This is a genomic window from Niabella aquatica, assembly GCF_054779315.1.
On sequence record NZ_BAAGYM010000002.1, the window covers coordinates 20,115 to 46,843 of the forward strand.

The 26,729-nt window shown below is 42.5% G+C and carries 23 protein-coding genes and 1 tRNA gene; 17 read left to right on the top strand and 7 right to left on the bottom strand.

The window, feature by feature from the left end; translation table 11 throughout:
• Positions 1-108: 108 nt before the first annotated feature.
• Positions 109-1,194, bottom strand: a complete 1,086-nt coding sequence (locus ACYVBM_RS01350) for an anhydro-N-acetylmuramic acid kinase (RefSeq protein ID WP_460683809.1) — start codon at positions 1,192-1,194, stop codon at positions 109-111.
• A 136-nt stretch (positions 1,195-1,330) separates the two neighbouring features.
• Here ACYVBM_RS01350 and upp point away from each other — a divergent pair, with 136 nt between their 5' ends.
• The 3 genes from upp (at position 1,331) to ACYVBM_RS01365 (ending at position 4,462) form a co-directional block, all read left to right on the top strand.
• Positions 1,331-1,981, top strand: a complete 651-nt coding sequence (upp, locus tag ACYVBM_RS01355; RefSeq protein ID WP_460683810.1) for a uracil phosphoribosyltransferase — start codon at positions 1,331-1,333, stop codon at positions 1,979-1,981.
• 169 nt (positions 1,982-2,150) lie between these two features.
• Positions 2,151-3,491 (top strand): NADP-specific glutamate dehydrogenase, encoded by a 1,341-nt coding sequence (gene gdhA, locus ACYVBM_RS01360; protein ID WP_460683811.1) that lies wholly within the window; start codon positions 2,151-2,153, stop codon positions 3,489-3,491.
• 260 nt (positions 3,492-3,751) lie between these two features.
• The gene (locus tag ACYVBM_RS01365; RefSeq protein ID WP_460683812.1) at positions 3,752-4,462 is read left to right on the top strand and encodes an SAM-dependent methyltransferase; all 711 of its coding nucleotides are present in this window, start codon (positions 3,752-3,754) and stop codon (positions 4,460-4,462) included.
• A 124-nt stretch (positions 4,463-4,586) separates the two neighbouring features.
• On the opposite strand, the gene ACYVBM_RS01370 is transcribed toward ACYVBM_RS01365, so the two are convergent.
• The 4 genes from ACYVBM_RS01370 to ACYVBM_RS01385 form a co-directional block, all read right to left on the bottom strand.
• A complete protein-coding gene (locus tag ACYVBM_RS01370) occupies positions 4,587-5,042 on the bottom strand; it encodes a DUF3368 domain-containing protein (protein WP_460683813.1) in 456 nt (151 codons plus the stop codon).
• Entirely contained in the window at positions 5,020-5,256 is a 237-nt protein-coding gene (locus ACYVBM_RS01375; protein ID WP_460683814.1) for a UPF0175 family protein, read from the bottom strand. Before ACYVBM_RS01375 ends, ACYVBM_RS01370 begins: the two co-directional genes overlap by 23 nt.
• Before the next feature lie 183 nt (positions 5,257-5,439).
• Positions 5,440-6,552, bottom strand: a complete 1,113-nt coding sequence (locus ACYVBM_RS01380; protein WP_460683815.1) for a DUF4369 domain-containing protein — start codon at positions 6,550-6,552, stop codon at positions 5,440-5,442.
• A 108-nt stretch (positions 6,553-6,660) separates the two neighbouring features.
• A complete protein-coding gene (locus tag ACYVBM_RS01385) occupies positions 6,661-7,107 on the bottom strand; it encodes a hypothetical protein (protein WP_460683816.1) in 447 nt (148 codons plus the stop codon).
• 88 nt (positions 7,108-7,195) lie between these two features.
• Here ACYVBM_RS01385 and ACYVBM_RS01390 point away from each other — a divergent pair, with 88 nt between their 5' ends.
• The 4 genes from ACYVBM_RS01390 (at position 7,196) to argC (ending at position 10,428) form a co-directional block, all read left to right on the top strand.
• Positions 7,196-7,318, top strand: coding sequence for a hypothetical protein (locus ACYVBM_RS01390; RefSeq protein ID WP_460683817.1), 123 nt, complete (start codon positions 7,196-7,198; stop codon positions 7,316-7,318).
• 95 nt (positions 7,319-7,413) lie between these two features.
• A complete protein-coding gene (locus ACYVBM_RS01395; RefSeq protein WP_460683818.1) occupies positions 7,414-8,121 on the top strand; it encodes a GNAT family N-acetyltransferase in 708 nt (235 codons plus the stop codon).
• A gap of 13 nt (positions 8,122-8,134) precedes the next feature.
• Positions 8,135-9,352: an argininosuccinate synthase gene (gene argG / locus ACYVBM_RS01400; protein ID WP_460683819.1), complete on the top strand. Its 1,218-nt coding sequence runs from the start codon at positions 8,135-8,137 to the stop codon at positions 9,350-9,352.
• Between the two features lie 95 nt (positions 9,353-9,447).
• Entirely contained in the window at positions 9,448-10,428 is a 981-nt protein-coding gene (argC, locus tag ACYVBM_RS01405; protein ID WP_460683820.1) for an N-acetyl-gamma-glutamyl-phosphate reductase, read from the top strand.
• Positions 10,429-10,557: 129 nt separating this feature from the next.
• Here the strand turns inward: argC and ACYVBM_RS01410 are convergent, their stop codons facing one another.
• Together ACYVBM_RS01410 and ACYVBM_RS01415 are read right to left on the bottom strand one after the other, a co-directional pair.
• Complete coding sequence (locus ACYVBM_RS01410) at positions 10,558-11,385, bottom strand: SAM hydrolase/SAM-dependent halogenase family protein (protein WP_460683821.1); 828 nt, start codon at positions 11,383-11,385, stop codon at positions 10,558-10,560.
• Positions 11,386-11,485: 100 nt separating this feature from the next.
• A complete protein-coding gene (locus tag ACYVBM_RS01415; RefSeq protein ID WP_460683822.1) occupies positions 11,486-12,322 on the bottom strand; it encodes an SDR family oxidoreductase in 837 nt (278 codons plus the stop codon).
• A gap of 96 nt (positions 12,323-12,418) precedes the next feature.
• Between ACYVBM_RS01415 and ACYVBM_RS01420 the strand changes: the two genes are divergently transcribed.
• From ACYVBM_RS01420 to ACYVBM_RS01465, 10 genes are all read left to right on the top strand, one after another.
• Positions 12,419-14,878: a glycoside hydrolase family 9 protein gene (locus tag ACYVBM_RS01420; protein WP_460683823.1), complete on the top strand. Its 2,460-nt coding sequence runs from the start codon at positions 12,419-12,421 to the stop codon at positions 14,876-14,878.
• Between the two features lie 80 nt (positions 14,879-14,958).
• Positions 14,959-15,031 (top strand) — tRNA-Lys (locus ACYVBM_RS01425).
• 369 nt (positions 15,032-15,400) lie between these two features.
• Positions 15,401-15,598 (top strand): hypothetical protein, encoded by a 198-nt coding sequence (locus ACYVBM_RS01430; RefSeq protein ID WP_460683824.1) that lies wholly within the window; start codon positions 15,401-15,403, stop codon positions 15,596-15,598.
• Positions 15,598-15,882 (top strand): hypothetical protein, encoded by a 285-nt coding sequence (locus tag ACYVBM_RS01435; RefSeq protein ID WP_460683843.1) that lies wholly within the window; start codon positions 15,598-15,600, stop codon positions 15,880-15,882. The genes ACYVBM_RS01430 and ACYVBM_RS01435 overlap by 1 nt, the downstream gene beginning before the upstream one ends.
• A gap of 53 nt (positions 15,883-15,935) precedes the next feature.
• Positions 15,936-17,537, top strand: coding sequence for a sulfatase family protein (locus tag ACYVBM_RS01440; protein WP_460683825.1), 1,602 nt, complete (start codon positions 15,936-15,938; stop codon positions 17,535-17,537).
• 802 nt (positions 17,538-18,339) lie between these two features.
• Entirely contained in the window at positions 18,340-19,230 is an 891-nt protein-coding gene (gene prpB, locus ACYVBM_RS01445) for a methylisocitrate lyase (protein WP_460683826.1), read from the top strand.
• 180 nt (positions 19,231-19,410) lie between these two features.
• Complete coding sequence (gene prpC, locus ACYVBM_RS01450; RefSeq protein ID WP_460683827.1) at positions 19,411-20,568, top strand: bifunctional 2-methylcitrate synthase/citrate synthase; 1,158 nt, start codon at positions 19,411-19,413, stop codon at positions 20,566-20,568.
• 64 nt (positions 20,569-20,632) lie between these two features.
• Positions 20,633-21,061 carry a VOC family protein gene (locus tag ACYVBM_RS01455; RefSeq protein WP_460683828.1) on the top strand — a complete coding sequence of 143 codons (429 nt, stop codon included), beginning with the start codon at positions 20,633-20,635 and terminating at the stop codon, positions 21,059-21,061.
• Between the two features lie 116 nt (positions 21,062-21,177).
• Positions 21,178-22,629 (top strand): bifunctional 2-methylcitrate dehydratase/aconitate hydratase, encoded by a 1,452-nt coding sequence (locus tag ACYVBM_RS01460; protein WP_460683829.1) that lies wholly within the window; start codon positions 21,178-21,180, stop codon positions 22,627-22,629.
• Positions 22,630-23,237: 608 nt separating this feature from the next.
• A complete protein-coding gene (locus ACYVBM_RS01465) occupies positions 23,238-26,729 on the top strand; it encodes a hypothetical protein (RefSeq protein ID WP_460683830.1) in 3,492 nt (1,163 codons plus the stop codon).

Below are 26,729 nucleotides of genomic sequence, written 5' to 3' on the forward strand. Positions count from 1 at the left end.
ATCAACTATATGGTATAGCAATTCTATACTTGGATAATCAGCAACCAATGCTCATTTTTCATTTACAGAAAGCTAAAAGCTTTAAGCCCTATGCTTTCGGCTTCCTGTCTACTCTTCCTGCCCCATCCACATAGCCCCACCCACACTATTACGCGCAGCCCCAGTAACAGAACTTAGCACATTATATTCTTCGCGCCAGCGCAGCACGCCTATCAGCGCCATAATCAGGGCTTCTTTATATTGTACCAGCTGTTCATCAGGCACCACTACCTTAATACCCTCTAAAGCCTGTTGCAGGCGTTCTACCAGGTAGCTGTTGAATGCGCCACCACCGGTTACCAGTAGTTGTTGCTCTGTTGCGGCTGCTGTTTTATGGGTCATCAACGCATTTTTAACCTGCCGTACTATATGGGCTGTATAGGTATGCAACGCATCTGCCGCAGAAAGCCCATATTTCTTAATAACAGGATAAACCGTATCTGTTCCGAAGCTGTTTGCCAAAGACCTGGGTATCGGCAATGTATAGTAGGTAAGTCCGTTCAGCTCATTCAGCAATGCCTGGTTTAACTGCCCATGCCGGGCCAGCTCGCCGCCTTCGTCAAAATCTTTACCCACTTCGTTTGCCAGCATATTAAGCACCCGGTTGGCGGCACATACATCAAAGGCTTTGTAATGGTCGCCCTTAATAGAAATATTGGCAATACCGCCTATATTTAAAAAATAGGGATAGTCAGGGAAAAACAACTGCTCGCCAATAGGTACAACAGGAGCGCCCTGGCCGCCAAAAGCAATGTCCATAGAGCGGAGGTCGCTTACAACCGGAAGCTGGGTTACAGCGGCTATTGCTGCACCATCACCCAGCTGGGCGGTCATTTTTTTTGCAGGCAGGTGAAAGGTGGTATGCCCGTGAGAAGCCACTACCGCTACTTTAAACTGTAAATGATGCCTGTTTATAAACTCATTTACTCTGCCACCCAGGTAATGACCGTATTCGCTATGCAATAGCTGGTAGTCCAGGGCAGAAAGCGATGTAGCGTTTTTCAGCTTTTCTGTCCATTCCTCACTATAAGGCAGGCAGTCTGCGTGAATAATTTCATAGCTCCATTTACCGCCATTTTCCAGGATCTCGGTAAAAACTATATCCAGTCCGTCAAGAGAGCTGCCGCTCATTAATCCTATTGCACGATAGACCATCGTAATATAAAAAAGTTTAGATTTAAGGTAAAGCTTTAAGCATAAAGCGTCAGGCTTAAAGCATATTTCCTGTAAGTTTGCCAAAAGTAGTAAAACACATTTGTAATCGGCCAAGATGCTTTAAAATAGAGAAGATATGATCAGAAATTTAAGTAAAAGTCATAGCCTGTTAAGTAACTGGATAAGCGAGCTGCGCGATATAGATGTGCAAAACGACCGCATGCGCTTCCGGCGTAACCTGGAGCGTATTGGAGAAGTTCTGGCTTACGAAATAAGCAGGGAGCTGCCTTCTGTTATTCAAGAAACGCATACTCCGCTTGGCATTTCAGAAAGCAAAGTGCTGGCAGCGCAACCCGTTTTGGCTACCATACTGCGTGCAGGCCTTGCTTTGCACCAGGGTTTGCTGAACTACTTTGATAAGGCTGATAATGCTTTCATATCTGCTTACCGTAAACATCATAAAGACGGTACTTTTGAAATTGAAATTGAATATGTCAGTTGTCCCGACCTGGAAAACAGGATATTGATTGTTTCTGATCCTATGCTGGCCACAGGAGCCTCTCTTGTAAAAGCGATACAATACTTAAAAGACGAGGGCCAGCCTGGAAAAATACATATTGCCGCTGCCATAGCCTGCACCGAAGGCCTGGAATATGTAACCCGCGAAGTGCCGGAAGCAACCATCTGGTGTGGAGACATTGATGAAGAAATAACTGCGAAAGGATATATTGTTCCGGGCCTCGGCGATGCCGGTGACCTGGCTTATGGCAGTAAGACACAGCATTAGCGCCTTTTGTTTCACAATACTCTAATGCTACGATAGTTATTGTGGGTAATTGTAGAAATATAAAAAATTAATGCTTTCTGAGTTTTCCTTTTAGAAAGTTGAAAATTATACTGAATAAATTAAAAGAAATCTGTATTTTCCCCGCAAAATTTGATCTATTTAATAGTATATGAATAAAACAACAACGGTGTTTGTTGAGCGTATCAACGCCAGGAATGCAGGAGAGCCAGAGTTTTTACAAGCTGTTTCAGAAGTTGCCGAATCCGTTATCCCATATATTGAATCGCAGCCGCGGTATAAAAAAAGTAAAATTTTAGAGCGTATTGCCGAGCCGGAGCGGGTTTTGATCTTTCGCGTGCCCTGGTTAGATGATAAAGGAGAAGTACAGGTAAACCGTGGTTACCGTGTTCAGATGAATAGCGCTATAGGACCTTATAAAGGCGGGCTGAGATTTCATCCTACCGTTACGCTTAGTGTGCTGAAATTTCTTGCATTTGAGCAGGTATTCAAAAACAGCCTTACCGGATTGCCTATGGGCGGTGGAAAAGGTGGTTCTGATTTTGATCCTAAAGGAAGATCCGATAATGAAATAATGAAGTTCTGTCAGAGCTTTATGACTGAATTGTACAGGCATGTAGGAGATGATATTGATATCCCGGCAGGGGATATTGGTGTAGGAAAAAGGGAAATAGGCTTCCTGTTTGGCCAGTATAAACGTATTACCGGCACATTCAATGGGGTGCTTACGGGCAAAGCTTTTGAATGGGGCGGAAGCCTGATAAGGCCTGAAGCTACAGGCTACGGGCTCGTGTATTTTGTTGAAGAGATGCTGCAGAACAGGGAAGAATCTTTGCTGGGTAAAAGAATATTGATCTCCGGATCGGGCAATGTGGCCCAGTTTGCAGCTGAAAAATGCATCAGCCATGGCGCTAAAGTGCTTACGATGTCGGATTCGGAAGGATTTATTCATGATCCTGCGGGCATTGACCAGGAAAAGCTGGAATATATAAAGGAACTGAAGAATGAGCGCAGGGGACGTATGAAAGAATACGCCGATCATTATGGCTGTGAGTATTATGCAGGCGAAAAACCCTGGAAAATAAAATGTGATATTGCATTGCCCAATGCCACGCAAAATGAGCTGGACATAGCCGATGCGCAATTGCTCATTAGTAACGGCTGTATTTGTGTTGCAGAGGGAGCGAATATGCCCTGTACACCTGCGGCTGTTGCTGCCTTTAATAAGGCAAAAGTGCTGTATGCACCCGGTAAAGCAGCCAACGCCGGTGGAGTAGCGGTTTCGGGACTGGAAATGTCGCAGAACTCTTTACGTTATTCCTGGACCAGGACAAAGGTTGATAACAAGCTTAAAGAGATCATGAGCGATATACACCAGATCTGTGTGAAGTACGGAAAAGACGATCATGGGCATGTTAATTATGAAAAAGGTGCCAATATAGGCGGTTTTGTAAAAGTAGCTGAAGCCATGTTATCTCAGGGAGTAGTATAGTAGTATAAGACATTACCCTGTCTATAGGCAATATATATTCGAACGATAAAGGTTATTCATCGGGAATACACTGCAATACTTCTTTGATCACCTGTGCAGTCTGTGAGAGACAATGGTCCGCAATCTGAATGAATACTGCTCACTGAACATACAGGCTTACACAGAAAGGACTCTTTGATCTTCTGTGTGTAAACGGCGAGCGATAAAGGTATTCAGGCAGCATGTTGTTTTAAAAACTTTAAAAGTTGTAACATTGTTTCATGTCAGCACAGGTTTATTTGATCCCCACTTTTCTTCATGAGCAGGCATTGCATGTTTTACCTGCTTATATTGCAGAGGCTATAGAAAAATGCAATGTGTTTTTTGCAGAGAATGAGCGCTCTGCCCGCAGGTACTTCAAGCAATTAAAACGGGAGATCGTCATTGACAGCTATGAATGGTTTACCATAGGAAAGGCGGAGAAAGAAGTTGTACAGGCTTTTCGCAATAATATCAAAGAAGGGAAAGCGATAGGGATCATCAGCGAGGCTGGCTGCCCTGGAGTAGCCGATCCAGGGCAACTGTTAATTGCTGCTGCGCAGGAAATGAATGCTACTGTTGTGCCCCTGGTAGGCCCCAGTTCCATTTTATTAGCGCTGATGGCCAGCGGTATGAACGGACAACAGTTTTGCTTCGCTGGATATTTGCCTATTGACAATCATCAAAGGATAAAAGCCATAAAAGAACTGGAAAGCGAATCTGCAAAAAAGAACAGTACACAGATATTTATCGAAACGCCTTACCGGAATAACCAGATGTTGGAAACGATCCTTAAAAGCTGCCAGCCGTCAACAACGCTATGCGTAGCGGTTAACATTACCGGCCCCGATGAGTTTATCAAAACTAAAACTGTTCAGGACTGGAAAAAGAAAATACCCGACTTTCATAAGCAACCCGCAATATTCTTGCTCAACGCCAACCAAAGCATTTAACTGGTGGATAGTTCGTCTTTCGCTGTGGGGGGAGGTTTTAAAATGCCATATAGCGGTTCACGGCCTGGCAGTCGGGCATTTGAGATTCGTCAGCCGACAACTCAAACTTGTTGTGCGCATGGCTTTATTCATTAGCCCTCTTTAAAATTAATGATTCAAGCTGTCCAGTAATTCTAAAATTGGTCGATTTGATTTTGGAAAGTATAGGTTTAACAGAAGGAATTATACCAGCTAATTTTGCGTCAACAATAACTCCGATAGTTCCAATAATTGTCAAACCAAGTTGATGGGCAAATTTTCTGCCTTTCAAATCATCAATAATAAGCAGGCAGTCATCTATTTCAACGGCAAGAGCAATTGCACTGGCCTCTCCCTTGTCGACAGAGGCTTCGATTATAGATTGATAATTTTTGTCAGTTGGTTGTCTTAATTCAAACCATGCAGGTAAGGGTTTGCCAAACTCTTCCGCAACTTCGCTGGTTGTGATTATTATTCCAAATAATTTATTTAAGATATCAAGCTCGTCAATTTTTTCGAGTAAGATTAGGCAACTTGTGTCAGAGATGATAGTTTTGTGCACCAAGTATATCTTTTTCTAATTCGGTTTCAGAATAATTAAATACTGATACATCATAACTTCCCAAAACTTCCATAAACGCCCGTTTGGTATAGCCGGCAAGTTCAGCAGCTTGTCCCAATGATAAAGAGCCCTTTTCATATAACCTGGCTGCAAGCATGGTTTTTGCTTCTCTTTCATCTAAATGGTCAGGTATTTGAACTGTCATGGCCTTCATACTTCAAATTTAATTGAAATTAGCAGAATTACAAAGTATTTAAAACGTCAATTAGCTTGCACCCAACGTTCAGTCAAAAAATTGGAAACTCCATAGTATAGGAGCGGCACCGTTGGTCTTGTTCAAAAACGCTTTCATTCCTCGTCCTGCGGACGAAACGAAAGCTTAGTTATTAGCGGTAGTTTATTTTTCGGCAATGAGTTTCTCCAACTTATTTATAAAATTATCACCCTCAAATCCAACAAATTTCTCTACAACTATTCCTTCTTTATTAATCAAATAAGAGGTAGGTATCGCCTGAACATCATATATTGTCTTTATGCTGCCATTATCGCCTTCTAAGTCAGATACATTAATCCAAAGGATATTGTCTTCTTCACTTGATTTTGCCCAATCAGATTTATGTTTATCTATAGAAAAGCTAACGATAGAAATTTTATCCTTAATCCGATTGTACTTCCTGCTCATTATTCTGTTTTGAGCCCGGCAAGGCCCACAACCCCTACTCCAAAAATCAAGCAGGATATAATTACCCTTTAGGGAGGATAATTTGAATGGATCCCCGTTTAATGACGTTGCGTCAAAATCAATAAATTGCTTCCCTACTTCTATAAGACTATCCGTTGCAAATGCCATTAATGACTGTCCTTTAAGGGTTGATTGTAGTTGCCCGCTCATTTGCGAAACAAGGGTTTTGACCGTATCTTTCTCAATCCGTTGTCTATTGCGATAAATAATATCTTGCCCTAAAACAGAGTTGGGATGTTGTTTTCCAAACTCAACGTATATATTATGAGAAGCCGTTTGGGCATTATTACATATTTCTATCAACCGATTTTTACTCTCATCGTTGGGGTACAATTTATTTGTTACACTATCAAAAGCCGTGTAGAAAACCTTGTCATAAGGATATTGCTTTAATCTTAATTCATTTTGTAAATCTTGTTCTTTACCTCCTTTAACAACAGCATTTAAGTCCATATGATTAATGGGAGATTGAAATGTCATTTGTGTATTTTCTACCATGATAGTCACTGCTTCATTTGGGTTTTTTACCCAAATCCAACAGATAGTTGGTTTTTCGACATATCCTTTAAAGGTAAATTTTCCCTGAGCGCTTATCGCCGAATCTAATGTATTTTGTCCGTCTAAGTCGTACAAATACACTTTTGTTCCATTTTCTATTCCGTCAATACGCCCCTTGATTTCAAAACCCTTTAATTTATTGCGCTGTGCAAATGATAGAAAGCAAAAGCACATAAAAATTGTCGCAAAAGCAAACTTCTTAAAGTTCATAATGTTTTTTTAATTACCGCCAATTCTCAAATAACCGAACTTCTCACATACGCCCAATCCCAAACAAGCCACTAAGCCATTTATAATCAAGGATGAGGCAATCAATACTTAAAAACCCGATGCAGGCGCCGCGTCATTCATAGAAATGATGCTGTCCACTATATAGCGGGTATTGCCGCGCCAGGGAAGAACTCCATTGTACTCTTTATAATGCAGATCGAAGCGCTTGCCAGAATTCATTTTTAAAATATCAAACACTTTTTTGTCTTTGATAGAAAATTCAAATTCGTTGGATTGCACGCCTCCTGTAGCTGAACCACGGATGCCTTCCTGTATCAGCTTTCCTTCATAGGTTTTAAAGACCTGTCCTTTTTCCACTGCAAAATTCAGGTAACCCGACTTTACACCGTCAGAAGTATAGGGGTAATAAAATTTCCAGTAAATGTAGCCCCCCGCCACTATAAAAATAGCCAGGAAGAACAATAATATATATTTGGCGCAGCCCCTTCTTTTTTTAGGCTGCAAATTGGGAGTAGGAACGGGTTCAATAGGCATAAAAAATGTTTTTCTTAAATAAATTTAATCCTATAATATTAATTTATTGCACTAAATTTGCGGCTCTAAAAGTACTATTTGTTTTTAAATGAACAATCTTTTTAACCATACCAAGCAGTTTGAGCTTCATCCACTGGTTACAACAGGGGTGTATGCGGTAGGTTTTGATGTGTTTATTTTCTCTCCACGTCCACAGTATCGTATAGGCTGACAGGCCAACCTCAAGCCACAGGTACCTGTCAGTGAAGCGCTTCCGAAATAAAAACATTAGGGCAGGCATCCCACAAATTTTTACAAATACCGATAGTGGACAATCAGGAAATCATTGTTAGAGTAGCAATACCGGAGGATAAAAAATTTTCAATCGTTATTACCGATGAGATGGCCTCCTCTGCTGCAGCGCGCGGTACTGGTATAGCCCGGCGCAGCCCGGAGTATATCGAAAAGAAAATTGATGAAGGTAAGGCCGTGGTAGCTGTTACCAAAGATGGTGAGTGGGTAGGCTTTTGCTATATAGAAACATGGAGCCACGGCGAGTATGTGGCTAATTCTGGTCTTATTGTTTCGCCCAACTTCCGGAAAAGCGGCGTTGCCAAGAAGATCAAGCAAACAATTTTCAATTTAAGCAGGAAATTATACCCCGAGGCTAAAATTTTTGGTCTTACTACCGGCCTGGCTGTTATGAAAATTAACAGCGAGTTGGGATATGAACCGGTAACTTATTCAGAACTTACACAGGATGAACAGTTTTGGGCCGGATGTAAAAGCTGCGTGAACTACGAGATCCTGATGAGTAAGCAAAGGAAGAACTGCATGTGTACCGCCATGCTTTACGACCCTAAGGATCATTATGAACCCGAAGAAACCACGGCTTTTTTTGAAGAGAACCGATCGGGCCTGGAAAGATTACTCCGGTTCAAACAATGGAAGTTTTTAAAGCACTTTCGCAGGAAAGATAAGAACGGAGGCTCGGGCTCTACTATTAAAGTATTTTTACATTCACTGTTTCACTAAAATATATTATTCGATGGCTAAAAAAGTTGTTCTGGGTTTCAGTGGCGGTTTAGACACCACTTTCTGTGTTAAGTACTTAACCGAAGAAAAAGGTTATGAAGTGTACAGCATTATCGTAAACACCGGCGGTTTCAGCGAAGAAGAGCTGGAAGATATTGAGGCACACGCCAAAAAGCTGGGTGTAAAATCGCATAAAACGGTCAATGCGGTTCAAAATTATTACAATTCGATAGTGAAATACCTGGTATTTGGTAATGTACTTAAAAACAATACCTATCCTTTAAGTGTATCTGCCGAAAGATTAAGTCAGGCCCTGCATATTGCCGAGTATGCCAGGCAGATCCATGCAGATGCAGTGGCGCATGGAAGTACCGGTGCCGGCAATGACCAGGTTCGGTTCGATATGGTGCTGAACATCATTGCTCCCGGTACTGAAATTATTACCCCTATTCGGGACATGAAGCTGAGCCGCGAATCGGAAATTGAGTACCTGAAAAGCAAAGGGGTGGAAATGAACTTTGAAAAAGCAGTGTATTCTATTAACAAAGGGCTTTGGGGCACCAGTGTAGGAGGTAAGGAAACGTTGCATTCGAAAGGGATGCTTCCTGAAGAAGCATGGCCTACACAGGTTACTAAAACAGGCAGCGAAGAAGTAGTGCTTGAGTTTGAAAAGGGAGAGCTGGTGAAAGTAAATGATGAGCGTTTTGATCACCCAACCGAGGCTATTCAATATTTACAATCCATTGCGGGCCCTTATGGTATTGGCCGCGACATACATGTAGGCGATACTATTATTGGTATCAAGGGCCGCGTAGGCTTTGAGGCTGCAGCTCCTATACTTATTATAAAAGGCCACCATGCTTTGGAAAAACATGTATTAAGCAAATGGCAACTGCAATGGAAAGACCAGATATCACAGTTCTACGGAACATGGCTGCACGAGGGACAGATGCTGGATCCTGTGATGCGCGATATAGAAGCTTACCTTGAAAGCAGCCAGCGTAATGTAACAGGAAAAGTATTTATTCAGCTCCATCCCTATCGTTATCAGGTAATAGGTATAGAGAGCGAATACGATTTAATGAGCAGTGCTTTCGGAAGCTATGGGGAGATGAATGCAGGCTTTACAGGCGAGGATGTAAAAGGATTTACCCGTATTTTTGGTAACCAGACAGCTATTTACCATTGGGTAAAAGAAGGGGTACAGCAGAAGAACGCCAGCGAATTTTAATGGATTAGTTCACAGATAACAGTTGATAGGAGGCTTTTGTGTATCGAAAATACTGTCAACAGTCATTCTTTCGGCTGTCATCTAAAAAAAGGAGCATGATAAACGTAGGAATTATAGGCGGGGCGGGCTATACTGGTGGAGAACTGATAAGATTGCTTATCAATCACCCACAGGTACATATCAGCTTTATTCACAGCCGCAGCAATGCCGGTAAATATGTGTATGAAGTGCATAAGGATCTGATTGGCGATACGAAGCTGAAGTTTAGCGAAGCTTTTTCCCAGGATATTGACTGCTTATTTCTTTGCCTGGGGCATGGTGAGTCTACCCGGTTTTTACAGGAGAATAAAATAGCTGACGCTGTTAAGATCATTGACCTGGCTAACGATTTCCGTTTACAGAAAGACAGGGTACAGGAGGCAATTGGCCGCACTTTTGTTTATGGCTTGCCTGAGCTGAATAAGGGCGCCATCACCGCAGCTCATAATATTGCTAATCCCGGTTGTTTTGCCACTACCATCCAGTCAGGATTATTGCCCCTGGCCAAAGCGGGTTTATTGAAGGATATTTATACAACCGGTATCACAGGCAGTACAGGAGCAGGGCAATCTCTAAGCGCAACTGCTCACTTCAGCTGGCGCGCCAGTAATATCCAGGCTTACAAAACTTTAACCCATCAGCATTTGGGAGAGATAGGAGAGTCGCTGCACCAGTTACAGCCAGGCACTGATATAGATCTGAGCTTTGTTCCCTGGAGGGGTGATTTTACGAGGGGCATTTTTGTAAGCTCCACTATTGCTACAGATCTTTCCCTGGAAGAGCTGTTCCCTCTGTTTGAAGACTTTTATAAAGACCATCCGTTTACACAGGTGAGCCGAACTCCTGTATTCTTAAAACAGGTAGTGAATACGAATAAAGCTGTTGTTCATTTAGAAAAAGCCGGTAACAAGCTGGTGGTACATTCTGCTTTGGATAACCTGTTAAAAGGGGCCAGCGGCCAGGCGGTGCATAATATGAACCTGCTGTTTGGTTTGGATGAAACGCTGGGATTGAGGCTGAAACCTTCCGCATTTTAAATTTATACAGGTTGCTATCCATGCTATTATGCCGGCCTGCAGGACCCGGCATGCCATAAACTATTTGCGCCGGATCACAGCAATGTACGGCCTGATAGGAAATATCCGGTAATCCCTGAATTCGGAATATTATTCAAAATAAACCTTTACGGTTTGATAAAGCAGCTGGTTTTGCATAATAGCTGAAGAACGGCCGGCTTTTTCTGAGTATCCTTTTAGTCCGAAAAGTCCGGCTGCATTGCCTTTATTGATCGCTACCTCAAGATAATCGGCGCTGTTAAAGAGGGCTAACTTTTCTCCCTCCGGCACATCGGCATAAGACTCGCTGATTTTATTAATCACCTCATCTCTCAAAAAAACAATTTTGAAAGAGCGTCCCTGCCGTTGTTCTTCAAACTGCTTTTTGGTAATATTTACCACTACATTCTCAAAATTATCGATGAAGATGATCTGCCCTTCAATAAACGTATTGCTTTCTATAGGCAGTAAAGGGTTTTTTTCTATAAAGCTGACATCAGGGATTCCTATTTTCTGAATCGGTTCTCCATTAGAGAGCCGGGTAATAGTTTCTGCAATGACCTTAGTGCAGTAAAGCGTATTTTTATTAGCGCCTTTTTCCAGCTTAATGCCCATCACCATATCTGGTTTTTCTTCCAGTATCATATTCAGCAGGCCATTGTCTGCACAAAAGATATATTGATTCTTATGAAAAGCCAGCAAAAGGTTTTTAGGTTTTTTATCGAACAGGTTTACCAGGATGATATGATAGGTGAATTCAGGAAAATTTTTAAATGCTCCTCGGCAAACATAAGATGCCTGCGGAAAGTTGAATGGCGCAATATTGTGTGAAATGTCGATGAGTTGCAGATCAGGACCGGCTTGCAGCAGTTGAGCTTTTATCGCCCCTATGAGGTAGTCGTTATGCCCGATATCTGATGTAAGTGTTACAAAATTCATTATGATTTAGTGCCGATCTGCGTATAATGTTTTGCTGCGCAATTTATCTTTTTTTGATCAATAGTTGAAAGATAATAACGGTATAGTTGGTTATTACCTGTTATTTAACCAGTTGCTTATTCTTAAAATAGAATTTATGCACCAGTTTATCTGCAAGACCCGGAAAAAACTTATTCAGGAAAATAGTTTCTTTGCCGGTAACAGTAAGTACCAGGGTCCTTTTCTTTTTTACTATAGCGGTGAGCAAATGCTGCGCGCATTCTTCTGCACTCATCATTTTGCCTTCATCCATAGGATTTTCTTTTTGCTGCGCTCCTTTATCGTTCAATGCATGATCTCTTATTTTGGATGCAGTGAAACCGGGACTTACCCACATTACATGTACTCCGTCATCTTTTAATTCGGTTTTTAATGATTCAAGAAAACCCTGCAGGGCAAACTTGCTGGCAGAATAACCGGTACGCCCCGGTAAACCCCTGTAGCCAGCAATAGATGAAATGCCTACAATGGTGCCCTTGCTTTCAATAAGCGCGGGTAACGCAAACCGGGTGCAATAAACAGATCCGAAAAAATTAATGTCCATTACTTTTTTAATAACCTCCAGTTCCAGGTCTTTGAACAGTCCGCGCATACTGATGCCTGCGTTATTAATAAGCAGGTCGATTCTTCCGTATGCGCTTAAAGTGGATTCAATAAACCTTTTACAGTCTGCCTCTTTACTTACATCAGCTACCAGTGTATGCAGCGGAAGAGAAGGATGCGTTGCCTGCAGTTCATACAGTTTATCGTGGCTGCGGCTGCAGGTAGCCACTTTAGCGCCGTAAGTAAGTAAAGCCGTTACCAGGGCTTTCCCAATTCCGTCTGTGCCGCCGGTAACAACAGCTACTTTATCTTTAAAATGCACATTCATTAAATGATGATCAGTTGATTTTAGCAAACCTACTTATAAAAGAGCAAAAATCAATAATGACGGGGTGCCATCATTTTTGTAAATTCACAGGGATTTGTTTGACGTACTCTTTATTTTGTTTATATGCGTTATATTTTTTTGCTGGTTATTGCCGTTGTTATTAATACGGTTGGTATGGCACAGCAGGCCTGGATCAGGATCAATCAGTTAGGCTATATTTCTAAAGGAGTAAAGCAGGCTGTGCTTGTGGCAAAAGCCGATATAGACTGTAATGGTTTTATTTTGGTGGATGCAATTACCGGTAAGGAAGTGCTTAAAAGCAGCCGGGTTAAATATTCCGGCGAATGGGGTGCATTTAAAAACAACTGGCGGCTCGATTTTTCAAATTTTGGGGTGAGCGGTCTGTATTATCTGAAGGCCGGAAATATAAAATCTCCTGTATTCAGAATTGATGATAATGTGTATAACGGTGCTGCGGATTTTATATTACGGTATATGCGGCAGCAACGTAGCAAGTATAATCCTTTTCTAAAGGATAGTTGTCATATGCAAGATGGATTTATCGTATACCATCCTGATAAAAAAAAGGACTCTTCTTATATAGATGTGGCTGGCGGCTGGCACGATGCATCGGATTATCTGCAATATTTGCCCACATCGGCCAATGCCACTTACCAGATGTTGTTTGCTTATATGCAAAACCCCGGTCGCTTTGCCGATTTTTATGATGCTGCCGGAAATGAGGGTGCTAACGGCATACCGGATATAATAGACGAAGCAAAATGGGGGCTGGACTGGCTGGTAAAAATGAACCCGGCAAAAGGCGAATATTATAACCAGTTGGCCGATGACAGGGACCATACAGGATTGAGGCTGCCAACAAAGGATAGTGTGAAATATAGTGCAGATAAGGGCCTGGCCCGTCCTGTTTATTTTATAACCGGCCAGCCACAGGGAGAGAAGTATAAAAACAAGACAACAGGTGTCGCCTCTTCTGCCGGAAAGTTTGCTTCGGCTTTTGCGCTGGGAGCCGTTGTGATGAAAAAGTTTGATCCTGCTTTTGCAAAAAAACTTGAGCAAAAAGCAGCAGATGCTTATGCTTTTGGAAAGAAGTATCCTGGCAATACACAAACACTATCAGTAAAAGCTCCGTATATATATGCGGAGGATAATGATGCAGATGATATGGAGCTGGCCGCTCTTTCTTTATATCTTTTATCAAAGGATAAAAAGTATCTTACAGAAGGTATCCGCTTTGCCCGGCAGGAGCCAGTAACACCGTGGATGGGCGCCGATAGCGCGAATCATTACCAATGGTATCCCTTTGTGAACCTGGGACATTACCTCGGAGCAACACTGGACAAAGAGCACAGGCAGGAATACCTTTCTTTTATGCGAAAGGGTATTGAAAAGGTAGTTAACCGTGGAAAATCGAATCCATTCTTAAACGGGGTGCCGTTTATTTGGTGCTCCAATAATTTGCTGGTTGGCATTTTAACCCAGATGCGTTTGTATAAAATGCTTACCGGCGATACATGCTTCGACGTGGAAGAAGCTGCAATGTGTGATTGGCTGCTGGGTTGCAATCCCTGGGGAACCAGTATGATATGCGATCTGCCGTATAATGGTGTTACACCTAAAGACCCCCATTCCGCTTTTACCTATTTGTATAAGTATAAGATCTCCGGCGGGCTGGTAGATGGCCCTGTATATGGAAGCATCTGGAACAAACTTATCGGCATCAGGCTGTACGCTCCTGATGCCTTTGCAGCGTTTCAGTCAGATAAAGTAGTGTATCACGATGATTTCGGAGATTATTCCACCAATGAGCCAACGATGGATGGAACAGCAAGCCTTAGTTATTATTTCGCTTCTTTGGCAAATGATAAAAAAGAAGTTCTGGAGGAACTGGATAGTGAAAATGCCGTGATTCAATTCAACCCTCATAAAAAAAATATTTACCTGTTGTTTTCAGCACACGAATTTGGGGATGGAAGAAATATAATTTTAGATGCACTCGATAAAAACAAGGTAAAAGGGAACTTTTTTTTCACAGGAGATTTTCTGAGGAACCCACACTTTCATGAGTTTGTAAGAAAGGTGAATACCGGTGGGCATTATATAGGGTCTCACTCAGATCAACATTTGTTATATGCAGATTGGAGCAGGAGAGACTCTTTGCTTGTAACCAGGGATTCCTTTTGTACAGATTTAAAAAACTCACTTAAGGAGTTGGAGCGATTGGGTGTTAAAAGCGGAAAATATTATTTAACGCCTTACGAGTGGTATAATAATAAAATTGTACAGTGGAGCGGGGAACTTGGGTTAACGGTAATAAACTACACACCCGGAACTTTTACTAATGCAGATTATACCTATCCTGAGCTGCCCAATTACAGGTCCGGTGATGAAATTTTGAAGCGTTTGGTAGTATCAGAGAAGCAATCCGGATTAAATGGTTATATGCTCTTGATACATTTAGGTACTGACGCCAGGCGTAAAGATAAGTTGTATGATAAACTGGATGAGCTGATAAAATGGTTAAAGACAGCGGGATATGCCATTGACCGGTTGCCAAAATAAAAAAGCTAATTTTTTTTTCTAAAAGTTTGGAGTAATAAGCTGATAACTCTATATTTGCACTCCCAAACGGGAAAACGGTTGATTTCGTAGCTCAGTTGGTAGAGCACAACACTTTTAATGTTGGGGCCCTGGGTTCGAGCCCCAGCGGAATCACAGGAGCGCATCATTTATGATGCGCTTTTCCTGTTCTAAAGGGTTAGTAGTAACCTGATCCATTAACTGCCTGACTTTACATATGATTGCAAATGGAAAAACTTCATTCTTATAATATTGATTCAAAGGCTCATTAAATGTATTTCACCCGTGGGAATTTAAAGGAGTAATTTTGCTGCCTGGTGCAGATGCGGGGCGCCGATTGGGGTGGTGCGGCTGTAACGCCGGATGGTATGATGTATATCAATGCTAACGAAATGGCATGGTGTTCAGTGTAAGCAGGAAAAAAGAAAGATCTTCCGAACCGTATTCAGGCGGGCGTGCATGATATAGTACTTATTGTGCCGCCTGCTATAAATCTGATCTTTCGTGCAGCCCCGGAAGCAGAAACAGCAGATCGTAAATTATTTGTTCGGGCAGGATAAGATAGATGCGGTAGATGATGCCAATGATCCCGGTGCGGGAGCCGATGTGCCTTATGCGTTTAATGATTACAATAAATTCCTGGATGAAAACGGCAACCCGGCTATATCCCACCCTGGGGAGCCCTTACCGCTATTGATCTGATTACCGGCGAGTACCAGTGGCAGATACCCCTGGGTGAGGCAGAAGCATTAAAATCAAAAGGAGTAAAAAATACAGGCACTGAAAATTATGGCGGGCCATTGGTAACAACAGGTGGATTGATTATCATTGCTGCTGTAAAATATAGTAAGAGCAGGGCTTTAGCCAGTCCTCAGGTAAATTGTTGTGGGAATATATTTTGCCGGCAGCCGGTTTCGCAACACGGAAAACAATATATTGTTATTGCTTGTGGCGGTACAAAGCTTTATACACCTAAAAGGAGATAGCTATATTGCGTTTGCACTGACATAAAAAATTACTACTAAAAAAAAAGAATAACATGAAGCGGATATCTTTAGCACTACTTGTTTTTGCTGCATTGCCGGCCTCGGGGCAAAACGTTGCCGGAAACGGAAAATCCAGGCCCAACATAGTCTACATCATGAGTGATGACCACAGCTACAAGGCCGTAAGTGCTTATGGGCATGGTTTGAATAAAACACCCAATATTGATCGTTTGGCTAAAGAAGGTGCGCTGTTTACAAGGGCTACGGTTACCAACTCATTATGCGCCCCAAGCAGGGCGGTAATGCTTACCGGCAAGCATAGCTATATCAATGGTAAAGTAGATAATGTATCCCGATTTGACTGGTCGCAGGAGAATTTTCCCAAACTGCTTCAGCGTGCCGGTTATACAACAGCAATGGTAGGAAAGATCCACATGGATGGGTTACCGCAGGGATTTGATTACTCCGCGGTACTGCCTGATCAGGGTGATTATTATAATCCTGACTTTATAGTGAATGGCCATAAACAGCAAATCCACGGCTATGTGACCGATATTACAACCGACCTGGCGTTGCAATGGTTAGACAACCGGGACAAAGACAAGCCTTTCTGTTTGTTATATCACCAGAAAGCGCCGCACAGGGAGTGGCTGGCTGCCGAACGGCATTATAAGGAATATACCAGGATGACCTTTAAAGAGCCTGAAACACTTTTTGACGATTATAAAGGGCGGGGAACAGCGGCCAAAGCGGCCGAGATGAATATTCTTAAAGATATGAACTGGGCCGGCGATTCCAAGATACATCCTGAGCTGATGGACGAATTAGGGATCCCTTCCACATTGAAATGGGATAAAGATGCGTACAGGCGCAATTTGGGGCGCATGGATGCCGCACAGCGTGCAGCATGGGATGCAGTTTATGATCCTATTAACGAGGATTTTAAAAAGAGATATAAATCTATGTCGCAGGAAGACCTGATGCACTGGCGTTACCAGCGTTATATGCAGGACTATCTGGGCACCGTTGCTGCAGTTGATGACGGGGTAGGACAGGTGCTGGACTATCTTGAAAAGAACGGTTTATCAGAAAATACTATTGTAGTGTATACTTCCGACCAGGGTTTTTACATGGGCGAACATGGCTGGTTTGATAAAAGGTTTATGTATGAAGAATCTTTACGCACACCATTGCTGATCCGTTATCCAAAAGAAATAAAGCCGGGGATTAAAGTGAGCTCATTAGTACAGAACCTCGATTTTGCGCCCACTTTCCTGGATTATGCAGGGGTGAAAGTACCGGCAGATATGCAGGGCGAATCATTCAGGAACCTGGTAGCTGGTAAAACTTCTAAATGGCGCGATGCTGTTTATTATACATATTATGAATATCCTTCCATACATATGGTAAAGCGTCATTATGGTGTTCGCACAGATCGTTATAAACTCATGCATTTTTATTATGATATAGATGAATGGGAATTGTATGATCTGAAGGAAGACCCGCAGGAGATGCATAATGTTTATAATGAGCCGGCGTATAAAAAAGTAAAAGAGCAGATGCGTAAGAAGCTGGCGGAGCTGCGGAAAAAGTATAAAGACAGCGATACAAATGATAACAGGTTTATTAAAAATTACCTCAATGATATAAAATAGCAGCAGATACCGGAACTGGCAAACAGGCAGATCATTTGTTTTTATCATAGTTTTTTTATCTGCATTTTATGCCTGGCCCGGGAGCCAGAAGATATTTTGCCTAAATGGGCGAATCTTAATGAGGGTAAATCGGCATTTGCATACGAAGCACAAATAGCCACAAAGGCAGCGCTATGCAAAAACAGCGTTCAATAAAATACTGGGCCCCTTCCCGAAAAAAACGCCTTTAAATGCGGTAGTGACGGTGGCGTAAAGTAGAAAAACTGTATTTTGAGTCTTTACCCGGGTATTTTCTTCAGCGTGTTATACTCAATCTTATAAAGAAAGGCTTTGCTGTACTGGTATTTCATCCCAGTAGGACAAGACAAGCGAAGACAGTATCTGCATATTGAAAAATGCGCAGTTTTCATCCATTAACCATCTTAGCCGGCAGTATGGAGTGGTGAGAGATACCGTGGAAAAGCATATAAGATACTCAAAAACGAAGGGTATATTTATGCGGTGAAAGGTAAAGGATACTTTTGTTTGTAGAAATAGATAGCAGGCTTTGAAGAAAAATGAGGCAGCAATGGCTTTGCCTTTTTATAGAATAGTTTGGTTCTAAAGGATGCTTGATTTATAAAAATTTACACAACAGTAACCTCCCTTATTGAACTGTGTTGCTCCTTTCTTCTGGCAGCCCTCAAAGCTATTGCTGGCATTCCCTGCTTTCTGCATTCCGCGCAAAATTTTATAAGAGTTGTTTAAGGTTTTCTTATATTACACTTCTCAATTCAAATATAATACATCACATTTAATACGTATGACCCCCAATCATTCATGTTCTCCCGGTTATCGCTTTCGTGAAGCGATGAAAAACGAAAGCCCTTTGCAGATTGTAGGAACTATTAATGCCAATCATGCCTTATTGGCCGTTCGGGCGGGTTTTAAAGCGATCTACCTGTCAGGCGGCGGCGTTGCTGCTGGTTCTTTGGGAGTTCCTGATCTGGGTATTACCAACCTGGATGATGTGCTGGTGGATATCAACCGTATTACCAATGTAACAGATACGCCTTTGCTGGTAGATGTGGATACCGGCTTTGGTGCATCGGCGTTTAATATAGCACGTACCGTAAGATCCTTAATAAAAGCAGGTGCCGCTGCGCTGCATATAGAAGACCAGGTAGGCGCCAAGCGCTGTGGCCATCGCCCCGGAAAAGAAGTAGTGAGCAAAGAAGAAATGGCAGACAGGCTGAAAGCCGCCGTTGATGCGCGTTCTGATGAACATTTTGTAATTGGCGCCCGTACCGATGCATATGCCGGTGAGGGTCTGGAAAAAACTGTAGAACGTGCGGTTACCTATAAAGAAGCAGGGGCCGATTTTATTTTTGCCGAAGCGGTGCCCGATCTTGCCAGCTATCAGAAATTTGTTGATGCTACCGGTATCCCTGTCCTGGCTAATATTACCGAGTTTGGTATGATACCCATGTATACGTTAGAGGAATTGCGTGAAGCCGGTGTGGGACTGGTATTATATCCTTTGTCGGCTTTCAGGGCAGCGAATAAAGCGGCTCAAAATGTGTATGAACATATAAGGAAAGAGGGTACCCAGCAAAACGTTTTACATACTATGCAAACCCGCCAGGAATTGTACGAAAGCATTAATTATTATGAATACGAAAAGAAAATAGACGACCTGTTTAAAATAAAATAATATTAAATATCGAAATTTGAAATCCGAAATCCTGAGATCAGGAGGGAATAGTTTCTCTCTTCATGAGGCGGGTTGGAAGCAAGTCCTGGCAAAGGGCTTCTATCCGGTTTATTCCCTGTAGGGTATAACATCATCTACTGGCACATAAGTTAATAATATAGTCAATTTAAAACAATAATAATGTCAGCTACTAACGAACCTAATACATTTAAGCCTAAAAAAAATGTTGCGCTTTCGGGTGTGGCAGCAGGCAATACGGCATTATGTACAGTTGGTAAAAGCGGCAACGATCTGCATTACCGCGGTTATGATATTAATGACCTTGCAGAAAAGGCTTCTTTTGAAGAGGTGGCCTATTTGCTGATTCATGAAAAGTTGCCTACCCTGCCTCAGCTAAAAGCATATCAGGCTAAGCTCAGGTCTTTGAGAGGGCTACCTGATGTAATTAAGAAGGTGTTGATGCAGATTCCCGCAGCGGCACATCCTATGGATGTTTTGAGAACCTATGTATCCGTGCTAGGAACGGTGCTTCCTGAAAGAGAAGATCATAACATTGCCGGTGCCAGGGATATTGCAGATAAGTTATTGGCCTCGTTTTCTTCTGCATTATTATATTGGTATCACTATTCGCATAATGGAAGACAGGTGGATGTGGAAACGGATGATGATACAGTAGGCGGGCATTTTCTGCACTTGCTGCACGGTACCAAGCCGCCTGACAGTTGGGTAAAAGCCATGCAGGTCTCTTTAAATCTTTATGCAGAGCATGAGTTCAATGCATCTGCTTTTACCAGCAGGGTAATTGCTGGTACAGGTTCCGATATGTATTCTGCAATAGCCGGGGCTATCGGAGCATTGCGTGGACCTAAGCATGGGGGCGCGAACGAAGTGGCGTTCGATATACAAAGCCGTTATATAAATGCGGATGTAGCTGAAAGAGATATAAAATCCCGATTGGAAAAGAAAGAAGTGATCATTGGCTTTGGCCATCCGGTTTATACTATTTCAGATCCCAGGAGTGTTATTATTAAAAATGTAGCTTATGCCTTATCCAAAGAGGCCGATGATATACAGCTGTATGATATTGCCGAACGCCTGGAACAGGTCATGTGGAACGAGAAGAAAATGTTCCCCAACCTGGACTGGTTTTCTGCGGTAGCCTATCATATCATGGGTGTGCCAACAGCCATGTTTACACCACTGTTTGTAGTGTCAAGGGTTACGGGCTGGAGCGCGCATATTATAGAACAAAGGCTGGATGGCAAGATCATCAGGCCCGGCGCCAATTATACAGGCCCCGAAAATCTGAAATTTGTACCGATCAGTAAGAGAAAATAGTTCATAGATTTTGCTCAAGGGATATTTAATAAAGTGACTAACTAAAAATAAACTACAATTATTTATGACCATAGTAAATCCATATTTATATTTTAATGGTAATTGTGAAGAGGCTTTTAATTTCTACAAATCAGTTTTTAGAGCTGAGTTTAAATATATCGGACGTTATAAAGATGTGCCTCAAACAGATCGCAGCGTTTTTTCAGATCAGGATAACAAGATCATGCATGTTTCGCTACCTATTAGTAGCGAAACCACTTTGATGGGATCGGACAATGCAGCACTTTTCAGGCAGGGAGGTTCAATAAACAACTTTTCTTTAGCAATTAGTACAGATAAAAAAGAAGAAGCCGATAGGTTATTTCAGGCGCTTTCCATTCATGGAGAAGTAAAGCTGCCCATAAATGAAACTTTCTGGGGTTCGTACTATGGCATTGTTACAGATCAGTTTGGGATTAGCTGGAAGGTTAGTTTTGAGCTAACTATGAATTAATGAATAGTTATCCTGCATAGCTCATGGCTTATGGTTCATCATCTATTCAACAGCAATATTCAACTGAACAATAATAAACTATTATTAAACTACCTATCAACTCATAAACTTAAAAAATGTCCCACATTTCCAACGAAAGACCACAACCCGATAAGGTACTGGCAGATATAGCCGATTATGTATTAAACTATGAAATAAAAAGCGGGCTGGCTTTACAAACTGCCCGGTATTGTTTGCTCGATACATTGGGCTGCGGATTTGAAGCGCTTACTTATCCTGCCTGTACGAAGCTGTTAGGCCCGATAGTTCCCGGAACGATTGTACCCAATGGCGCTAAAGTGCCCGGTACCGGTTATACGTTAGATCCTGTACAGGCGGCCTTTAATATCGGTGCTATCGTCCGCTGGCTTGATTTTAACGATACCTGGCTGGCCGCAGAATGGGGCCATCCATCGGATAATTTAGGAGGTATTTTAGCTACTGCCGACTGGTTAAGCCGTACCAACATTGCCGAAGGAAAACCGCCTTTAACCATGCTGCAGGTATTACATGCCATGATACTGGCGCATGAGATTCAGGGTGTTTTAGCTTTGGAAAATTCGTTCAACCGTGTAGGGCTGGATCATGTGATCCTGGTCAAAGTAGCTTCTACAGCAGTGGTAGGAAAATTGATAGGTTTAAACCGGGATGAGCTGATCAATGCGCTTTCTTTGGCTTTTGTAGACGGCCAGTCGTTAAGAACTTACCGCCATACACCCAATACCGGTAGCCGTAAATCCTGGGCGGCAGGTGATGCTACCTCAAGGGCGGTTCGCCTGGCATTGATTGCTAAGACCGGGGAGATGGGTTACCCATCAGTGCTTACCGCAAAAACATGGGGCTTCTACGATGTGTCTTTCAGAGGCAATTCCTTTAGTTTTCAGCGCGGGTATGGTACTTATGTAATGGAGCATATCCTGTTTAAAATTTCTTTCCCTGCTGAGTTTCATTCGCAAACAGCTGTGGAAGCTGCCATGAGCCTGCATGAAGTATTAAAAGCAAGCGGCAACACCAGCGATGATATAAAGCGCATAATTATCCGTACGCATGAAGCGGCTATCCGCATTATTGATAAAAAAGGCCCGCTGAATAATCCTGCCGACAGGGATCATTGCATCCAGTACATGGTTGCGGTTCCTTTGATATTTGGCAGGCTGACCGCGGCGGATTATGAAGATGTCGTTGCTGCCGACGCAAGGATTGATGCGCTGCGCGACAAGATTTATTGCGTGGAGGATACGCAGTTCACCAGAGATTATCATGATCCCGAAAAACGTTCTATCGCTAATGCATTAACTATTGAGCTGAATGATGGAACTATTCTGGATGAAGTAGTGGTAGAGTATCCGGTCGGTCATAAGCGCCGGCGTGATGAAGGTATTCCCCTGCTGATAGAAAAATTCAAAATAAACCTTGCGCGCATTTTTGATGAGCAGCAGCAGCAACAGATCCTAAAGGCAGGGTTGGATTATGACATCCTTACAAATATGAATGTAAATGAGTTTGTGGATTTGATGGTGAAGGATTGATGAGGCTGCGAGGCGAGGTTTATGGTTCAAGTAAAGTTACAGGTTACTGGTTTCTAGTTACTGGTAACTTGTCGAATTTCGTACATCGTACACCTAGCATCGTACATTTTACATTATGTTGGTTGTGAACTTTCAGCCTTTGGCTTTCAGGGCTTTCATTGGGCATTGAATATTGATTGTTCGGATATTCTATACACAGGCGTAAAATATTCAATAATAAATTTTCAATACATCAATACTCAATTGTAGTAAAGAGTGCTCTGCTTTTAGCCTTCGGCCTTTCGCTTCCGGCTTCAGCCTTTCGCTATTCGCTTTCATGCCTTACATCGTACATCTTATATCGTGCCTTTTACATTATGCTGGATGGGGGTTTCTGGTTACTTGATGCTGGATAAGTCGTTCATAGTTCATGGCTCATGGTTCATTGCCAAACCTATCAACTTTTCAACCCTGCCCTGCCGGTCAGGCGGGCTTTAAACTTTTCAACCTTCCTCCTGTCAACTGTCATCCGTCCTCTGTCCGCTTTCATTATCGAACACCTAACATCGTACATTTTACATTATTCTCCCCTGAATACCCGATTTTTGTTTTTTTCAAATTGGTTGGGTTTGCGCTTTATCTGTATCATACCTGTATTGCTGATCAGTTTATCATCTTTTTTGATAACCTACGGGCAATCGCCTGTCCTTCCGAAAAGCAATTACAGGGAGGCGTACATACCTGTAAAGGCCGGCGCGGGGTATAAGCTGGACTCGCTAAGTATTATTCCTTCCACATTTCAAATAAACGGAGTTGACAGCCTTCAATATATTTTAGACTATACCAATGCGGTACTATATTGGAAGTTACCTCCTGCTGATTCAGCGGTAAAGGTACGTTACAGGGTTTTCCCATTCAGGTTGAATACAGCTATCCAGAGAATGAGGTATGACAGCCTGGTGCTTTATTCCACAGCCCCTATAAGAGCGCGCACGAATGAAAGTGCAGAAAGGGCAAGCTTGTTCAATTTTGGCAATATACATGCGCAGGGCAGTTTTGGCCGCCAGGTGGGATTTGGTAATAACCAGGATGTGGTGCTGAATTCAAACCTGAACATACAGCTGAGCGGGATGCTGGCAGATAGTATAGAGCTGCAGGCTGCTATTACGGATAATAATATACCGATACAGCCTGATGGCAATACCCAGCAACTGAATGAGTTTGATGAAGTATATATCCGCTTTAAAAAGAAAAACTGGCAGCTGAATATTGGTGATATGGATATGAAAGAAAGCAGGAGCTATTTTCTAAAGTTTTACAAGCGCCTGCAGGGTATATCTTTTCAAACCATCAATGATATTTCAAAAAATACACAGTCCAATACGTTGGTGAGCGGTTCTATTGCAAAGGGAAAGTTTACCCGCAATGTATTTCAGGGATTGGAAGGCAACCAGGGACCATACAGGCTTTCCGGCGCTAATAATGAAACTTTTTTTATTGTGCTGGCCAATACCGAGCGCGTATTTATTGATGGGGTATTATTACAGCGTGGCGAAGACCAGGACTATGTGATCAATTACAATACCGCAGAAATTACGTTTACTCCCAGGAAAATGATCACCAAGGACAGCCGCATACAGGTGGAGTTTGAGTATGCCGACCGGAACTTTTTGAACATGAACATTTTTGCTATGCAGGAGATGGACTTTAGTAAAAAAGTAAAGCTGCGCGTGGGTTATTTCAGTAACAGCGATGCTAAAAATTCTTCTGTGAACCAGGTGCTGGATGCACGTCAAAAACAATTTTTATTTGATATAGGGGATAGTGTACAGAAGGCTTATTATCCATCCGCCGTACAGGACACATTAACGGCTGGCAAGGTGTTGTATGAGCGGGTGTATGATACAGTGGATAACGTGGTAGACTCCTTTTATCGTTATTCCATTGATCCCGAAAGGGCAAAATATAACCTGGCTTTTACAGAAGTGGGCTATGGCCGGGGAAATTATATACCTGACAACAGTAATGCCAATGGAAAAGTATTTGTATATATGCCGCCGGTTAATGGGGTGTTGCAGGGTAATTTTGAACCGGTTGTCCTGCTCGTGGCGCCAAAGAAGCAACAGTTGCTGACATTGGGAGTTGATTACAATATAACGCCGAATACTGTTGTTAAAACAGAAGTGGCAGCAAGTAATTATGATGTGAACACCCTGTCTGCTTTAAACGACAGCGATGATAAAGGGTATGCCGCAAAGGTTCATTTAAGTAACACCAGGATGCTGCAGGAAAAGAACAAGCTGAGTTTGGTGACTGCTGTAGATTATGAATATGTGCAACAACGGTTCCAGCCGCTGGAGCGCCTGCGGGAAGTAGAGTTTACAAGAGATTGGGGGCTGCCCCTGACTATGCAAAGGGCTACCGAAAATATAATCAAAGCTTCGGCAGGTTTGCATGGCGAAAATGGCAACAGCCTGCAATATCATTTCGTTAATTATAACCGGAGCGACCATTATAACGGTTTTCAGAACGCGCTGACGCAGTTTACCAATGTGAAGACCTGGTTTTTTAATAACCAGTTTGTTTTGACTAATTATAACACAGCGAACTACAAAGGCTATTTCCTGCGGCCTGTTATAGAGATCAGCAAGACACTTCCCTGGATGAAAAACTGGATGATCGGCGGTAAATATACGCTTGAAGAAAACAGCAGCAGGGATAAAATCAGCGATACATTAATGCCGGTTTCTTTTTCTTTTGACACGTATACCGCCTATCTGAAGTCAGGGCCGGAAAGCAGGAACCGTTATGGTGTCAGCTTTTATACGCGGAGTGATAAATATCCTGTTGGAAAAAGCCTGGTTCGCGGGGACAGGAGTTATAATCTTAACCTGCAGGCAGAATTATTATCCAACGCCAGCCGGCAATTCTATTTGAATACAACTTTCCGGAAGCTGAAAGTATATAACGATGAGGTGAGCCCACAGGCAGAAGACCATACATTACTGGCGCGTGCCGAATACCAGATGAACGAGTGGAACGGCTTCCTGAACGGAAATATACTATATGAAGTAGGTGCTGGCCAGGAGCAGAAAAGGGAATACGCTTATCTCGAAGTGCCTGCCGGAACGGGCCAGTATACATGGATCGATTATAATGAAGACGGTATACAACAGCTAAACGAATTTGAGCTGGCAATATTCACTGACCAGGCAAAATTTATAAGGATATTTACGCCCACCAACGAATATATTAAAGCAAATTACACTACATTTAATTACAGCCTTAATATGACTCCTAAACAATTGTGGGGGAAGAAAGAAGTTGCGGGTTTCCCGAGGTTTTTATCCAGATTTATATGGAACAGTTCTCTGCAGATCGCAAAAAAATCGAAGGCAACGGGTTCGTTCGAGTTTAATCCTTTTGGTTATGGATTAAGCGATACTAACCTCATAACACAAAGTACTATATTAGTAAATACTTTGTCCTTTAACCGCCAAAGTACCAGGTGGGGTGTAGATATTACCAACCTGCACAACAACAATAAAGCTTTTTTGACCTATGGATACGAAACCCGGCAAAACAGCGAGTGGATGCTGAAGTACCGGCATTTTTTATCGCCTTCGTTAACCCTGAACATGAATGCACTTACAGGCTCCAATAGTTTAACCACTAATGATGCCCAGTTTGATAATCGTAATTATAAGATCAGCAGGAATAATGCGGAAACCTCGTTGTCGTTTATTCGCGGTACTGCTTTCAGGCTTACTACAGGGTATAAGTACGAAGTAAAAAGTAATGCGCCCTTATATGGAGGAGAAAAGTCTGTGTCTAACGCGCTTACGGCCGAAACCCGGTACAATATTTTGCAAAGCGCTTCTTTAACGGCCAGGGTTACCTACAATGGGTTGCAGTATAGTGCAGGCGCAGGTGCTGCACAAACCACTATCGGTTATATCATGCTTGATGGCTTGCTACCCGGCAGCAATTTTTTATGGAACGTTATGCTTACCAAGCGCCTGCTCAATAACCTCGAGCTGAATTTCCAGTACGATGGCCGTAAGCCGGGCAATACAAGAACGATACATACAGGGCGCGCAAGTTTAACAGCGATATTTTAA